The following is a 14,781-nucleotide window of genomic DNA, read 5'->3' as shown; positions in this document are numbered from 1 at the left end:
AGTCTTTACAACCACATTGCCCAGTTAGAGCGGTGCATTGGTATTGAGCAAGTTAAAGTAATTTGCCAGCAATATTTCCAAACAATCGGCATTGTTAAATTTCCCCACGGCTTAAAATATCAACAAAATTGCAGAGTTTTTAGTATATTGTCCTTTGATTTAATATCTGAATATTGATTAATGTAGTGATAAAAAGTTGACAATAATTTTTTCAAAGTGAGGGCTTGTCTTGAATAAGCGCTCATCCTTGTCTAGTAGTGTGTCCAGATGTTGTTTGATTAGTGTTTTATTCTGTTTGGTGTTTATCAAGATTATAATTTCCATAATATCAGCGTCATAATTACTTTTTGGCTGATTATGTTTGGCTTTTTTCAGTGTTTTAGTACTAATTTATACCGACCAACTCTATATAAGTTGCAAACTTTTCTAATGAGGGATAAAAAATTATCCTCCCAGTAGGTTAAAATTTTATTCTCAACCAATATATTTAAAATAGGCGCACCTCTTTTATCATAACTATAGGCTAGATTTTTTAGCATGGTTTGTAAATCTTGATGATAAACAATGCTATTAGCTGTGTTTAAATATCTAATTTTTTTGGTGTCAACAAACTTGTTAATATGACTATAAACGCCAATCCATTGAATGTAAATGCTACTTTCTAGGGCTGTAACAACAACGATAGAGCCCTTAAACTGAAATATTGTGCTGCTTATTTGTATACTTAATACCACAGGAGAAGATTGACTAATAAGCCCAGGCAGTAAACCAAATAGTAACAGTGGATAAGCATTTTGATAAGGAGAGCTAAATTGCATATTAACAAACGAAGCCAAAATACCAATCAATGATAATATGTAAAATAAGGCGTTTTTGTGTTGATTTTTAGCGCGTCTAATGACCGCTTGAATTAAAAAAAACACAACCAAAAAAAACACAACGCCAAATAGCCCTAACTCAACCAACAGCTCTAATAAATCATTATGCACCTGCTGATAATCTATTGCGCTTATAGTATGGAATCCGCCCACCATTTCGTTATGCATAAAACTACCCAACCCTGTGCCAAACAAAGGCGAGCTATTAAACATATCAAGTGCAATCGCCCAAATATTAAAACGTGAATAATTAACGTTGCTGTAATCACTCAATGCGGTGATTGTTGCTTGATTAATATCGTGCCAAAATGGTTCAAAGCCACTGGGTGAAAAATTAATCATAATCAGTAGAAACAACAACGCTGTAAGGCTAGCATAAGTTTTTATTGCCAAATGTTGCTGCGGGATTAATTGAGCCTTGCAACATGGGATAGGAAAATAAATGTTGCGATACGCCTATTAAGGCAATGAGCACAGAAGAAGACACTAATGATAAGGCGGTAAAATTAAGGATTTTTGGTTGGCTGTTAATTGTTCTTACCAACATAAAAGCAAAAAATACAATCAGCCATAATAATAATTTGGAAATGCTAAAATCCAAATTAACGCCATAAGCCAAGCTGATAATGCCTAGTAAAAATAATGCTAAAAGCGATATAGAAACCAAGCCAAATTCAAAGACCTGATTGGAGTCACGATAGATTAGCCACAAAATTACAACAAATACAGCAAATGAAATAACGTACGTTTTAATAAAAAAATAATTATAAAAACTTGTGTCGAACCAAGGAGCAGACAGCGTGGCAATAATCAATATAGAAAAGACCAAAGAACGCGAGCTTTGTATTGTTATGCATATTTAACAACAGCTTATCTTTGTATTAAAGCTTAAGTCATTCATTTTGCCTTAAAACGCTTTGCAGAAAGTGATTATGGACAGCTTCTCGTTTGTCAATCCTTCATCAATTGAGTTGGTTTTATAATTACTGTAATGATAAGACCTAATTGTTTTCATTTTCGCTTCTTTGGTTCAGAATGATCCTTGTGATAACCATGGTTACTGACTAGACTAACTGTTGGCGTTGTGATGGGAATTATTAGTTTACTAGTATTGGCTTAGACTCGCTACCATCATCTTTTAATTTAGTTCTAATATTTTCACCGTACCTAATTATAGAAATCACACTATCCAGTTTAGAAAAATCATAGATATGCTACATTTCAGTAAGAATGAATTGTGTAGTAGTTTTTTTATGAGTGTTGTTAATATGTAATACCCCAATTTTCCATACAACTCTAAAGTAGAGGCTAGTCATCTTATCACGCCACCTAGGGCAAAGTGCGGTCGTTCGTTATTATAAACCCATAACCACTGTGTGGTTGCATCTTGTGCTTGCTCAACAGAATCAAACAAATGCAGATCTAAACACTCTTGTCTTACTGTACGGTTAAATCTCTCAATGTAGGCATTTTGAGTTGGCTTACCTGGTTGGATGTACATTAACTCAATACCTAAGGCTTGTACCCAGTCTCTTAATGCTTGGCTAATGTATTCAGGACCATTATCACATCTGATAGCCTTGGGCTTGCCACGCCACTGAATCAAACGTTCTAATGATTGAATAACTCGTCTTGCTGGCATGGACAAGTCCACATCAATATTCAAGCCTTCCCGATTGTAATCATCGACAACATTAAAAGTTCTAATGTGCCTGCCATCAGTGAGTGAGTCTGACATAAAATCCATTGACCAAGTTTGGTTAATAGTTGTTGGCACACTCAGTGCTTCGGGTTTATCTCTTTTGATTCTTCTTCTTGGCTTGATTCTTAGATTGAGCTCCAGTTCTTGGTAAATGCGATACACTCGTTTATGGTTAAATTTGTAGTCTTTAACATTACGTAGATATAAATAGCACAGTTTAAAACCCCAACGCTTGTGCGTTGCGGTTAAGCGCAGTAGACAATCGGCAATTAAAGCATTGTCATCACTGAGTTTTGGTTGATAATAATAAGTGCTTTTACTAATGCTACAAACTTCGTAAATAAGTTTGATACTTGTGTTCTTATTTTGTTCATTGATGTTTAAAGCCATCCTCACGCCACTGGGATGGCTTTAGAACTTTTTTGCTAAGGCATCCTTTGTAATTTGCAGTTTCAACTCACTCTCAGCATACATACGCTTGAATTGAGCATTTTCTGATTCTAGCTCTTTTAAGCGTTTAACCATAGAGACAAAATCTGTATCACCGTATTTAGATCTCCATTTGTAAAATGTGGCTTGAGACATTGCGTATTCACGGCATAGATCAGCCACAGATATGCCTGATTGGTTTTGTTTGAGTATGTTGACTATTTATGACTCTGTATATCTTGATTTTTTCATGTGAAAACTCCTTATTTTTTATTATAGAATTTTCTACTTTAGAATGGTGGTTTTTTGGGGTATTACAGATGCCTCGCCAAGACGGCTATAAACCTCTTGTTTTTTAATTGCTTGTAGGTAGTCTTTGGCGGCTTCGTTTAGAAACTCAGAACGGTTAATTTCATATTTACTAACAACCTCATCAACCTCATTCAATAAATAAGTAGGCATTCTAAATCCAACTTGTTGTTTTTTTAGATCTGATATTGCGTGCATTTTGGTTGTCCTGTTGTTTATTTAAAAACAATATTATAATTTATTGTTTGACAGTTGTTTTTTCTAAAGCACTAACTACAAACGCAACACTCTGCTTAACCACCTCATGCCTATTACCATCAAAGTATTGTGTGGTGGTTGTGCATTTTTTATGAAAACAAAAACCGAAACAAACCATACTCACAGGCTTATTTTTTGTGCCGCCAGTAGTAGGGCCAGCAATACTAATGATAGCTATGCTAATATTGGCGGATGAGTTTTTAATTACGCCATGCGCCATTTCTAATGCAACTTGCTCGCTAACTGCACCAAATTTGTCTAGAGTTGTGGGCTTAACACCTAGCATGTCGATTTTGGCTTGATTGGCGTAGGTGATAAACCCTCTGTCAAAATAGGCTGATGAGCCACTTTGACTGGTGAGTAATGCGGATAAATTGCCACCTGTGCAAGATTCAGCCACGGCAATGGTAAGTGACTTTTGTTTTAATAAGGTGATTAATGTGTTCACTTTAATGCTGCTTGGATAATTTCAAAAATATCATTGGATAAATCGTCAATGGCTAAGATTTTCTCTAATTGTTGTTTTTGTAAGGCTTTTAATTCTGGACTAAATCGTTGCCAATGATTATAAACTGAGGTGAATTTTGCGCCTATTTGTGGATTTGATTGATTAAGCTTAATGATAATGTCAGTTAAAAGCTCATAGCCTTGTTGGTTGTGAAAATTAGCATGGTTTTGTAAAAAACCACCTATCACACTGCGCAAACGGTTTGGTGTGTTAAATGAAAATAGTTTGTGTTGCATGAGGGTTTTAATATTATCAACATCGGCTGTTGGCGCAGACGATTGAATGGAGAAATATTTATCCATAACTTGTGTATCATTTTTAAATTCATGATAAAACTCATCAAGTGCGATATTTTTATACGAATTATCATTAACCATTAACGCCTTTAAACTCGCCATTTTATCGCTCATACAATTGGCTGATTTAAATTGCTCAAAGGCTAACTCAAATTCACCACTGATTGCTAGATAATATAAGCAAATATTTTTTAATGCTCGATTTCCCACAGCTTCAGGCGTTAACTCATAAGCTTGATAGGTGTTAAGATTTGCATAAATTTTGCTAAACAACGGCTTAAACCGCCGAATAATCTCATTAATGACTTGTTCACGCTTGTCATGAATTTCAAATACATCAATAATCTCTTGTTGCTGATGTAAAAACTGCTCAGAGGGCAAGGTTAAAATTTCACATACTAAGGATTTATCTTCTGCAAGCGATACACGATTACCCTCTAGAAAAGTGCCTTTTAGAATTTTTTCAATGGCATCTAAAAACAAATCTTGGTCAATGCTTGAGGGTGCTAGGATTAAAGACAACCATAATTGCTGGGCATTATCCCACTGATTAAAAGCATCAGAATCATGCCCAACTAAAAATATTTTTTGTTTGAAAGTTAAATCAGATGTCAATTTAATGGGCGCACTAAAACCTCGCAACCATGAGGGTGTTGGCTCTGCACCTATATTGTTAAAGGTAAATACTTGTTCCTTGTCTTTGACTGTTAATACGCCACTTTCAAGTTCAGTGCCAGTATCATCAAGCAGTGCAAATTTAAGTGGGAAAAAATAGTCACATTGCGAATGCTGGCTAATGGACACGTTAAATGTCTTGTCATTTTGATTATACTCAGAAGTAATGCTAACTTTAGGCGTGCCAGATTGTGAATACCAATGCATAAATTGACTAAAATCAAAATTATTAGCATCACTCATACTTTGAATAAAATCATCAATAGTGACGGCATCGCCATCAAACCTTTGAAAATATAATTGCATGCCTTTTTGAAACCCTGTCTCGCCTAGAAATGCATGCACCATGCGAATAATTTCTGCGCCTTTTTCATAAACAGTAAGGGTGTAAAAATTATTCATCTCGATATAATGCTCTGGTCTGACTGGATGCTGCATTGGACCCATGTCTTCTGCAAATTGCAAGGTGCGCAGAGCGTTCACATCCTCAATGCGTTTGATGGAACGTGCGTGTAAATCTGAGGTAAATTCTTGATCTCTAAAAACCGTTAAGCCTTCTTTCAAACTAAGCTGAAACCAATCTCTGCAAGTGACTCTATTACCTGTCCAATTATGAAAATACTCATGACCAATCACTGCCTCGATATCAATAAAATCTTTATCCGTTGCTGTGTTTGGACTGGCTAATACGTAGGTGGCATTAAAAATATTTAGTCCCTTGTTTTCCATCGCACCCATGTTGAAATCATCAACGGCTACAATCATATAAATGTCTAAATCGTATTCAAGTCTAAAGCGTTTCTCTTCCCAGGCAAATGAACGTTTTAGTGCCGCCATAGCAAATTGGGTTTTATGAATATTGTGCGCTTGAACATAAATCCTTAATGCCACTTCATTGCCTGATAATGTGGTGTAAGTATCCTCTTTGAGTGCAAAATCACCTGCTACTAAAGCAAATAAATAACAAGGCTTTGGCGTAGGGTCATGCCAAGTTGCACTGCCATTTATTTGCTCGATTAAATTACCATTACTGAGCAGTACTGGATATTTTTGTTGATCAGCTTTGATGTGCGTAGTAAACACACTTAACACATCAGGTCTATCTAAATAATAAGTAATTTGCCTAAAGCCATGCGCCTCACACTGCGTACAAAAATTGCTACTAGATTGATATAGACCATTGAGACTGGTGTTTTTTTCTGGAAAAATGCGGTTTTTAATCTGCAAAATAAACTCATCAGCAAGGTTATTAATCTCAAGCCCTTGTTCAACCAGCTTATAATCAGGCTTAGCCTTATCAACCAAAATAGAAATCAATTCAAGATCGATACCATCTAAAAACAAGCTATTAGTTTTTTTACTAGACTTCGGATTTTTATAAAAACTAATCTTAGAAGTCACGATGGTTTGTGTTTCAGTTAAATCAAACTCAAGCTCTGTGGTGCGAATTAAATACTCACTAGGTGTATAGTCTTTACGATAAATAGGTTGTGGTTTGTTCATTTTGTTAAAGATTTAGAGGCTACATTGTGTTTTATTAATATAATTAAGTAGCGGCGTATATAACCCAAACGCTAAAGTCATTGTGGCAATACTAATACCACCAACCATAACGTCACTAAACCAATGAGTGCCGGCCATCAGTCTTGGCATGGAAAAAACCAGAACAATAATAAAAACGAGCCAACGCCATCGGTTGCGAGCAAAAAATAAGCAATACCCAAGCCAAGTAAACAAAACCGCAGCATAGTCTCCTGGAAAGCTATGTGCAGACATGTCTTTTAAGCCTAAACTAGGATAATTGAAGACAAACGAAATGCCGATTCTACAACCAGTGTAGGACTTTTTCTACCTAAATTTGCATACTCCACATATAGATTCATCATCTCACGCATCAATAGCATCAAAATTAGTAAAGTAACAAAGCCAATCAGTCCCATTATTTTGTGTTTATTTTTAAATAAAACATCATCAGAGTAAAAAACAAGCCAATTAAAAATAGCGGAATAAGGTCAGCAACCCGAACACTGAGTATTGCCCAAAAGCCACGCCATATTGAGTGAAATTCTACAAGTGATTGATTAAGTGCAACAAACGCCTGATAATCTAAATAATCCCAATATTCTCGAGTGGTAGCATTGCCTCAACTAAATAACAACAACAAGGAGACAAAGTTAAGGATAAAAAAGGTTTAGATTGGAATTGGTATGTTTTCATAAGATGAATAAAAATAAAAATATGCCTAAAGTTAATCTATAGATAACAAATGGCATCATGCCGACTGTGTCTATTAACTTGATAAAAAAAACAATGGTTACATAAGCACTAATTGCTGAAACCACAAAGCCCATGGCTAATAAACTAACATTCACCAATTGCGCTTGATGGTACAAATCAATCAATATAAGTATTAATGACAGGCTAATGACAGGAATGGATAATAAAAATGCAAATTGTATTGACAATTTCCTAGACAGCCCCACCAGCATACAAGCCGTGATTGTTATTCCTGACCTAGAAGTTCCTGGAATTAATGCTAAGGTTTGCATCATGCCGACAAAGCCAATATCTACCCAACTAATTGTACTTTTTAGATTTTTATTCCTATGATTAAACCAACTAGCAAAGCCTAAAAGAATGCCAAATACTAGTGTTGCATAAGCAATAATCTCTACTGAACGAAAATCAGTTGCAATAGAATCTTTAAATATCACACCAGCCAGCCCTACTGGAATAGTGCCTAATAATATGCCCCATGCTAACTTTGATTGGCCAATACTTTGGCGTTTAATTATTGAGTGATAAAAATCAAAAGACAAACGCTTAATCATTGCTTGATAATAAAATATCACCGCACTTAAAGTGCCCATATGCACCACCACATCAAACGCCAAACCCTGATCAGTCCAATTGGTTAATTTTGGTATTAAAATTAAATGTGCTGAAGAGGAAATGGGTAAAAATTCACTTAAACCTTGAACTAATGCCAAAACGATTGTTTGAAGAATATCCATGTTTTATAAAAGCCTCTTACAATTTACCGCTTAAGTCTTGTTCAGCAAATCCTGTTAATTTTACCGATAATTTTTTACTTAAAGCCAGCACCTTAAAACTCTCGCCCATTGCACTGGGTAAAACCAATTGTTTAACTTGTTGTGCCAAATTGATGCGTTTATCTTCATCTAATTGTTCAAGTAAATACTCATCAATACCCAATGAAATCAAAAACAACGCCTGTGTTGCATAGCCACTAATTTTAAAACCGCTCACACTTGCTTGATCGGCAATATCAGAAAAATTAACCGATGTGGTAATGTCTTGCTCGCCTATATTTACAAACGGATTTTCACTTGCCTTATGTTGGTAATAGCACCTTAAAGTACCGTTTAACCTTTGTGGATGAAAATACTCATCCCTGCCCATGCCATAATCAATCAACAATACTAGCACCTCATTAGTAACCTTGTATAAGGAATCAATCCACGCCGTGGCACGAAAATTGATTTCGGTTTTATAACCTTCAGCTACATTGTTAGGCAAAAGTGCTTTATCACTTTGATAAGGAAAATCAAATATTTTCCAGAAAAATTCATGTCCACGATAATCAACACCCAATTCATAAAATTGGTTATTTTTATAAACAACACGTTTTGCCGGCATGGCATCTAGCACTTCATTAGCAATTACCACACCAGAAAAATCTACTGGCAGCTCATCAAGCCAAACCACTCTATCCATTAATTCTGGCAGTATTTTATTAATGGTTTGCGCTTGCCTGTGTTTAAGCTCGCCACTTAACTCTAAAATATAGTACTTCTTGGGTAGGCTGTTTAACCTTCCTAGTTCGAAAAGTATCTGAGTAGCAAGAATACCACTACCCGCACCAAACTCTAAAATATCGTTAGTGCCATTTAGCACCTGTGCACATTGACAGGATAAGCAAAACCCAAACAAATCTGAAGTTTCTGGCGCGGTAATAAAATCGCCCTTTTCGCCAAATTTTTCCAAACCCGATCGATAATAGCCCAATGTAGGGTGATAAAGTGCCAAATCCATAAATTCATCGAAACTTATAGGTCCAGCATTTTGTATAATAGTGTTTTTAATAATTTGTTCAAGACTCACTTGGCGTATTTTATATGAAAACAGCGTTAGTCACAGGTGGGGCGCATAGAATTGGCGCGCAAATTTGCCATACTTTGCATAAGAATAATTATCATGTGATTATTCATTACAGAAATTCATCTCAAGCTGCTCAAAACTTAGCAAATAAGCTTAACAATATTCGCCAAAATTCTGCCAGTACTTTGCAAACTGAATTATCCAATAGCCAAGAAGTGAGTAAACTTTGCGATACCATCAAGTCGCTTAATCTTTTAGTTAACAATGCATCAGTGTTTTACCCAACACCTATCAGTCAATTAAATCAACATGACTACCACTCCATTATGGATATCAATGTTATGGCACCTTTATTTTTATCCAGTACTTTAAGTAAAAAATTAGCTCAAAACCAAGGTTGCATTGTCAATATTGTGGATATTCACAGCGAGCGCCCTTTAAAAAATCATGCAATTTATAACATTTCTAAGGCAGCCATTGCCATGATGACCAAAACACTGGCTAAAGAATTAGCGCCCAATGTTCGTGTTTGCGGAGTGTCTCCTGGGTCAATTTTGTGGCCAGAAAACACAGCCGAACTTGACCAAGCCCAAAAAGACAACATGCTTAAAAAAATTGCACTTAAAAAACAAGGCAGTGCACAAGATATTGCTGATACTGTTTTATTTTTAGCTAATTCTACCTACATTACTGGGCAAGTTATCAATGTTGATGGTGGTCGCACACTTAATCAATAAGGGTCTTTGATAAATATCATACTATTTTTATGATATAATCCGAAAAAAATTGGTGTTTAAATTTACATCTTCTAAGAAGATTTTTCAAATGTTTTTTGTGCCAAAAATAAATACCACAAAAAATACTATTAATATTTTGGGCTTTTTGTTGCCATATAAAGTAAATTAATTATTTAACCGCTTTTAAGTAGCTAAATAAAAAAGGGTTTAGAACCCTTAATGAATAAGTTTTTAATCATTTTATGATAAGAATAAATTACACTTTAATACCAAATCAGCACGCCAGTGTTGAGCTTTTATATGTGCAACAAAGTCCATTCACACTAGGACTTAGCCATGAATCATATTTTAATCAATGCAACTCATTCCGAAGAAATCAGAGTAGGTATTGTCAAAAACAAAAAACTAACTGGCCTTAATATAGAAACCAGCCTTAATAAAAAAACTAAAGGCAATATCTACCGTGGTAGAATCTCTCGAGTAGAGCAATCACTAGAGGCAGCATTTGTTAACTACGGCAAAGAAAAACAAGGTTTTTTACCTTTTAAAGAAGTTGCAGAAACGTTATATAATGATGCCAAAGCCAAGGGTGAAAAACTAACCATTTCTGATGTTTTAAAAGAAGGACAAGAAATTATTGTCCAAATTGAAAAAGAAGAGCGTGGCAATAAAGGCGCAGCACTCAGCACTTATATCAACCTTGCTGGTGCTTATATGATTTTAATGCCAAACAATCCGAAAAGTCATGGCATATCAAGACAAATAGTCGCCTCAGACCGACAATCTTTAAAAGAAATTATTGGCAAAATTATTCTACCTGACCATTCAAGTTTAATTATTCGCACTGCAGGTGCTGGCAAAAGCTTTGAGGAGTTGCAATGGGAAGTAGATTATCTTTCTAACTTATGGAAATCAATTAATACAGCGTCTTTAGCACGCAGTGCGCCTTTCTTAATTTACCAAGAAAGTGATATTATTATTCGCACATTACGCGACCATCTTCGCTCTGACACTGATAGTGTTATTATTGACGAATTAGAAGCTTTTCAAAATGCCAAAGAATTTGTCAGCTTTGTGTTGCCACACTACTTAGACCGCATCAAATTTTTTGATGTTTCTGAACACTCTTTATTTAACCATATGGGCGTTGAAACTCAGGTTAAAAGCGTATTTAACCGAGAAGTATCGCTACGAACAGGTGCCACCATTGTCTTTGACCCAACTGAAGCACTTACTGCCATTGATATCAACTCTGCTCGCGCTACCAAAGGTGCTGACATTGAAGAAACTGCTTACAACACCAACCTAGAAGCAACCAAAGAAATCGCCCTACAACTACAATTAAGAGACATTGGTGGATTGGTCGTGATTGATTTTATCGATATGGCTTCTGAAGAGCATAGAGTGTCAATCGAAAAAGCCATGGAAAAAGCCACCAACGCAGATCGAGCGCGCATCCAAATCGGCACCATTTCTCAATTTGGTTTACTTGAAATGTCAAGACAGCGATTAATGAATTCAGTCTCTGAATCGGTTGAAAAACCTTGTTCTACTTGTCATGGTCGTGGCACTACGCCAACCATTCCAACATTAGCATTAACCATTTTAAGACAACTTGAAGACGGTTGTAATGCTGCTAAACAAACAGCACGCTTAACCATTCAATCAAGTGTGGAAGTAATTACTTATATTTTGAATGAAAAACGTCAAGAGGTAACAAAATTAGAAGACAAACATGGCATTAAAATTACCTTACTGCCTAATCCATATATGCCGTTTCCTAATTTCACCATTAATAAGCAAAAAGGGGACAAGAAGTCACAGCATAAAAGCTACCAAGGCATTTCAAAGCCACAACATGTACTGGCTGAGAATGGTCTTTCAAACCAAGCTGAAATTCCCGCTATTAATGTAAATAGACCCAGCACGCGCGTTCCTGAAAAGCAAATTTCATTGTTTGAGAAAATAAAAAATGCTTTGCTTGGGAAGAAGAAAAAACAACCCAACAAACATAGAACAAATCCTAACAATAGGAATCGAAATAGAAGCCGAAATAGAAACAACAATCAAAATAAACAGCAAAATAATACTGCCAAACAGCAAAAACCTCAACAAAAACAAAATGCACAAACTGAGGCGAATAAAAAGCAAGATTAATGATGTACAAATTTGCTGTTTTTGGCAATCCGATTAAACATAGTTTGTCGCCAAATATTCACACTCAGTTTGCTCAGCAGACAGGGTTTGAAGTTAGTTATGATAAAATCTTAGCACCTATTGATGATTTTTCATCCTCGGCACAAGCATTCATTAATCAAGGTACAAATGGTTTTAATATTACTGTGCCTTTTAAACTAGACGCGTTTGAATTTGCAAACGAACTCACGTTAAATGCCCAAACAGCAGGTGCGGTTAATACCATCAAAATAGAGCAAGATAAAATCATTGGTGAAAATACCGACGGTATTGGACTGGTCAATGATTTAACTCACAATCTTGGTATTGAATTAGAAGATAAAGTTATCCTAATTTTAGGTGCAGGTGGTGCAACACAAGGTATCTTATTACCTCTTTTAAAACAGCAACCCAATCGTGTTATGATTGCCAATCGAACCCCATCTAAAGCAATTAAATTGGCTAAAGACTTTGCTAAATTTGGCAAGACTTGCGGTTTTGGTCTGGATAAAATTAAACACAACCCTGTTGATATTATTATCAATGCTACCAGTGCATCACTTGATGGGAGAATGCCTGGTATCGCCTCTGGTGTCGCCAATAATGCAATTTGTTACGATTTAATGTATGGCAAACAAACGCCGTTTATGGACTGGGCAACAACCAATCACGGCTCAATGATTAGCGACGGCTTAGGTATGTTGGTTGAACAGGCAGCAACAGCTTTTGAGTTTTGGACAGGTGTAAAACCTAATGCTAAACAAGTTCTAAGTAGTTTAAGGCGCTAGACGCTCAATTCTCCACTTATCTTCGCTTAACTGGTATATAAATCGATCATGCAATCGATTTTCTCTACCCTGCCAAAATTCAATCTTTAATGGTATAACGCGATAGCCACCCCAAAAATCAGGCAATGGTATCTCGCCTTTACTAAATTTAACCTTCATTGATTCAAATTGAGATAATAACACCTGTTTTGAGGATAAATTTGATGATTGTTGAGATGCCCAAGCACCCAGTTGAGATGCTTTTGGTCTGGAAGAGAAATATTTTAAAGATTCAAGTGTGCTGACTTTTTCTACATAACCAGAAATTTTGATCTGCCTTTCTAAGGCCAGCCATGGGAATAATAAAGCCACATTTGGATTGGTTTGAAGTTGTTTGGATTTTTTAGAGTTGTAGTTTGTAAAAAATACAAAACCGTGTTTGTCAAAGTATTTGAGCAATACGGTTCTAATACTTATTTCACTATCATCACTTGTTGCTAAACTCATGGCACTTGGTTCAACCACGTCTGCTTCTTGGGCTTGTTGAAACCACAACTCAAATTGTTCAAAAGGATTGCTATTCAAATCAGCCCGATTTAAGCCGCTTTGAGTAAATTCATGCCTAAGACTGGTTAAATCAACTTTCATCAAAATGGTAAAAATTTGTGCTTTTTATCTTGTGTTAAATGATGAGAAATTAGATACTTAATGGGCGGAAAATGCTCAGCAAACTTAAGCACAAATCGCCTTACTTGTTTAATCACTGGCGCATCATTAGTAAATAATGCCACAATACCATTAGTGCCAAAAAACATTAGTCTAGTTAAATTAATATGCTTTTTCTCGTACAACTTTAGTAAAGATTCAGAGCCAATGTCTTGGCCATTATCCAGCGCCTCATTAACCAATTTTGTTAATATGTCTTGACCTCTTAAACCTAAATTAAACCCATGTGCAGTCACAGGGTGCATACCCACCGAGGCATCGCCAATCAGTGCAAAACGCTTAGCAATAAAAGTTTGCGCATGCGTTGCAACCAAGGGATAGGAATGACGCTCGCCCACTTGCATCATTTGTCCCAACCCACCTTTAAATGATTGTGTCATCATTTGATTAAAATCAGCCTCATTCATCTCAAGCATTGCCTGAGATTGGTCAGTTTTAACCGTTAACACAACAGACGAAACCTTGCCTACCATTGGTAATAATGCCAATGTTCGCCCATAATCAAAGCGCTCTAAGGCAACATTGTTATGTGACATTTCATGGCTCATCTGAGTAACAATCATGACTTTGGAAAAATCCTTCATTAGGACTGGAATGCCAGCTTTTCGACGAATGTCTGAAAAACGACTGTCAGCAGCAATGACTAATTTAGCCTTAACCTTATCACCATTAGATAAAATAACTTGCGAACAACCATCCAATTGGACTACATTTTCAACACCCATGTCGGTGACAATATCAATATTTTTTGCCTGTTTAACCTTTGTGTAAAGTGCTTTTTTGATTTGATAATTAGGCACCAAATAACCCAAGGCATCTATTGAAGTATTCTTAGTTGTAAAATTCAACAAAGAAGGTGAATCACCATCAAACACTTTCGCTTCTTTTAAAGGAGAGACTTCTGCCTGATTAATTAAATCCCAAACACCCAACTTCTTTAGAATTTTTAATGATAAATGTGTTAATGCAATTTCTTTGCCACCTGCCTGAGGATTGGCAATAGAATCAAGGCTTGATTTTTCAATCAACAACACTTTAACGTTAGAATCAAGCATGGCGCTAGCAAAACTTAAACCTGCTGGGCCACCACCAATAATTACAATATCAACTTTCATTCAACAAAAAATTTGAGATAATAAGCTTATTATAACCATGAGCACTTACTATGATTTATGTTGTTATCCAATTTGCTTGTATTA

Annotated in this window: 14 protein-coding genes and 1 pseudogene; 3 read left to right on the top strand and 12 right to left on the bottom strand. The window is 35.9% G+C overall.

The window, feature by feature from the left end; translation table 11 throughout:
- Nucleotides 1-177: 177 nt before the first annotated feature.
- The 10 genes and pseudogenes from CVFO_RS01495 to CVFO_RS01450 all read right to left on the bottom strand — a co-directional run bounded on the left by CVFO_RS01495 (nucleotide 178) and on the right by CVFO_RS01450 (nucleotide 9,180).
- Complete coding sequence (locus tag CVFO_RS01495; RefSeq protein WP_201339827.1) at nucleotides 178-324, bottom strand: hypothetical protein; 147 nt, start codon at nucleotides 322-324, stop codon at nucleotides 178-180.
- Nucleotides 325-371: 47 nt separating this feature from the next.
- Nucleotides 372-1,235, bottom strand: a complete 864-nt coding sequence (locus tag CVFO_RS01490) for an O-antigen ligase family protein (protein ID WP_342591031.1) — start codon at nucleotides 1,233-1,235, stop codon at nucleotides 372-374.
- 13 nt (nucleotides 1,236-1,248) lie between these two features.
- Nucleotides 1,249-1,590, bottom strand: coding sequence for a hypothetical protein (locus CVFO_RS01485; protein WP_225879296.1), 342 nt, complete (start codon nucleotides 1,588-1,590; stop codon nucleotides 1,249-1,251).
- A gap of 600 nt (nucleotides 1,591-2,190) precedes the next feature.
- A pseudogene (locus CVFO_RS01480) lies at nucleotides 2,191-3,231 on the bottom strand (IS3 family transposase).
- Between the two features lie 63 nt (nucleotides 3,232-3,294).
- Nucleotides 3,295-3,516 (bottom strand): ribbon-helix-helix domain-containing protein, encoded by a 222-nt coding sequence (locus CVFO_RS01475; protein ID WP_201339595.1) that lies wholly within the window; start codon nucleotides 3,514-3,516, stop codon nucleotides 3,295-3,297.
- 40 nt (nucleotides 3,517-3,556) lie between these two features.
- Nucleotides 3,557-4,024 carry a CinA family protein gene (locus CVFO_RS01470; protein WP_201339824.1) on the bottom strand — a complete coding sequence of 156 codons (468 nt, stop codon included), beginning with the start codon at nucleotides 4,022-4,024 and terminating at the stop codon, nucleotides 3,557-3,559.
- Nucleotides 4,021-6,558 (bottom strand): aminopeptidase N, encoded by a 2,538-nt coding sequence (pepN, locus tag CVFO_RS01465; RefSeq protein WP_201339823.1) that lies wholly within the window; start codon nucleotides 6,556-6,558, stop codon nucleotides 4,021-4,023. The genes CVFO_RS01470 and pepN overlap by 4 nt, the downstream gene beginning before the upstream one ends.
- 12 nt (nucleotides 6,559-6,570) lie before the next feature.
- Nucleotides 6,571-6,831 carry a phosphatase PAP2 family protein gene (locus tag CVFO_RS09375; protein WP_201339822.1) on the bottom strand — a complete coding sequence of 87 codons (261 nt, stop codon included), beginning with the start codon at nucleotides 6,829-6,831 and terminating at the stop codon, nucleotides 6,571-6,573.
- A 437-nt stretch (nucleotides 6,832-7,268) separates the two neighbouring features.
- Nucleotides 7,269-8,069 carry an undecaprenyl-diphosphate phosphatase gene (locus tag CVFO_RS01455; protein WP_201339821.1) on the bottom strand — a complete coding sequence of 267 codons (801 nt, stop codon included), beginning with the start codon at nucleotides 8,067-8,069 and terminating at the stop codon, nucleotides 7,269-7,271.
- Between the two features lie 16 nt (nucleotides 8,070-8,085).
- On the bottom strand, nucleotides 8,086-9,180 hold the full coding sequence (locus CVFO_RS01450; RefSeq protein WP_201339820.1) for a class I SAM-dependent methyltransferase: 1,095 nt from the start codon (nucleotides 9,178-9,180) through the stop codon (nucleotides 8,086-8,088).
- 14 nt (nucleotides 9,181-9,194) lie between these two features.
- Here CVFO_RS01450 and CVFO_RS01445 point away from each other — a divergent pair, with 14 nt between their 5' ends.
- The 3 genes from CVFO_RS01445 (at nucleotide 9,195) to aroE (ending at nucleotide 12,877) form a co-directional block, all read left to right on the top strand.
- Nucleotides 9,195-9,914 carry a pteridine reductase gene (locus CVFO_RS01445; protein ID WP_201339819.1) on the top strand — a complete coding sequence of 240 codons (720 nt, stop codon included), beginning with the start codon at nucleotides 9,195-9,197 and terminating at the stop codon, nucleotides 9,912-9,914.
- Nucleotides 9,915-10,250: 336 nt separating this feature from the next.
- Nucleotides 10,251-12,071: an Rne/Rng family ribonuclease gene (locus CVFO_RS01440; protein WP_201339818.1), complete on the top strand. Its 1,821-nt coding sequence runs from the start codon at nucleotides 10,251-10,253 to the stop codon at nucleotides 12,069-12,071.
- 2 nt (nucleotides 12,072-12,073) lie between these two features.
- Nucleotides 12,074-12,877: a shikimate dehydrogenase gene (gene aroE / locus CVFO_RS01435; RefSeq protein WP_201340371.1), complete on the top strand. Its 804-nt coding sequence runs from the start codon at nucleotides 12,074-12,076 to the stop codon at nucleotides 12,875-12,877.
- Here the strand turns inward: aroE and pdxH are convergent.
- Together pdxH and ubiM are read right to left on the bottom strand one after the other, a co-directional pair.
- Nucleotides 12,866-13,504: a pyridoxamine 5'-phosphate oxidase gene (gene pdxH, locus CVFO_RS01430; protein WP_201339817.1), complete on the bottom strand. Its 639-nt coding sequence runs from the start codon at nucleotides 13,502-13,504 to the stop codon at nucleotides 12,866-12,868. The two genes, aroE and pdxH, sit on opposite strands and share 12 nt — an antisense overlap.
- Nucleotides 13,504-14,697, bottom strand: coding sequence for a 5-demethoxyubiquinol-8 5-hydroxylase UbiM (gene ubiM / locus CVFO_RS01425; protein ID WP_201339816.1), 1,194 nt, complete (start codon nucleotides 14,695-14,697; stop codon nucleotides 13,504-13,506). The genes pdxH and ubiM overlap by 1 nt, the downstream gene beginning before the upstream one ends.
- Nucleotides 14,698-14,781 lie beyond the last annotated feature (84 nt).

The sequence above is a fragment of the Isorropodon fossajaponicum endosymbiont JTNG4 genome, from assembly GCF_016592615.1.
GTDB lineage: Bacteria > Pseudomonadota > Gammaproteobacteria > PS1 > Pseudothioglobaceae > Ruthia.
The sequence above is the reverse complement of the archived record's forward strand: the minus strand, read 5'-3'. Positions and strand labels throughout refer to the sequence as shown.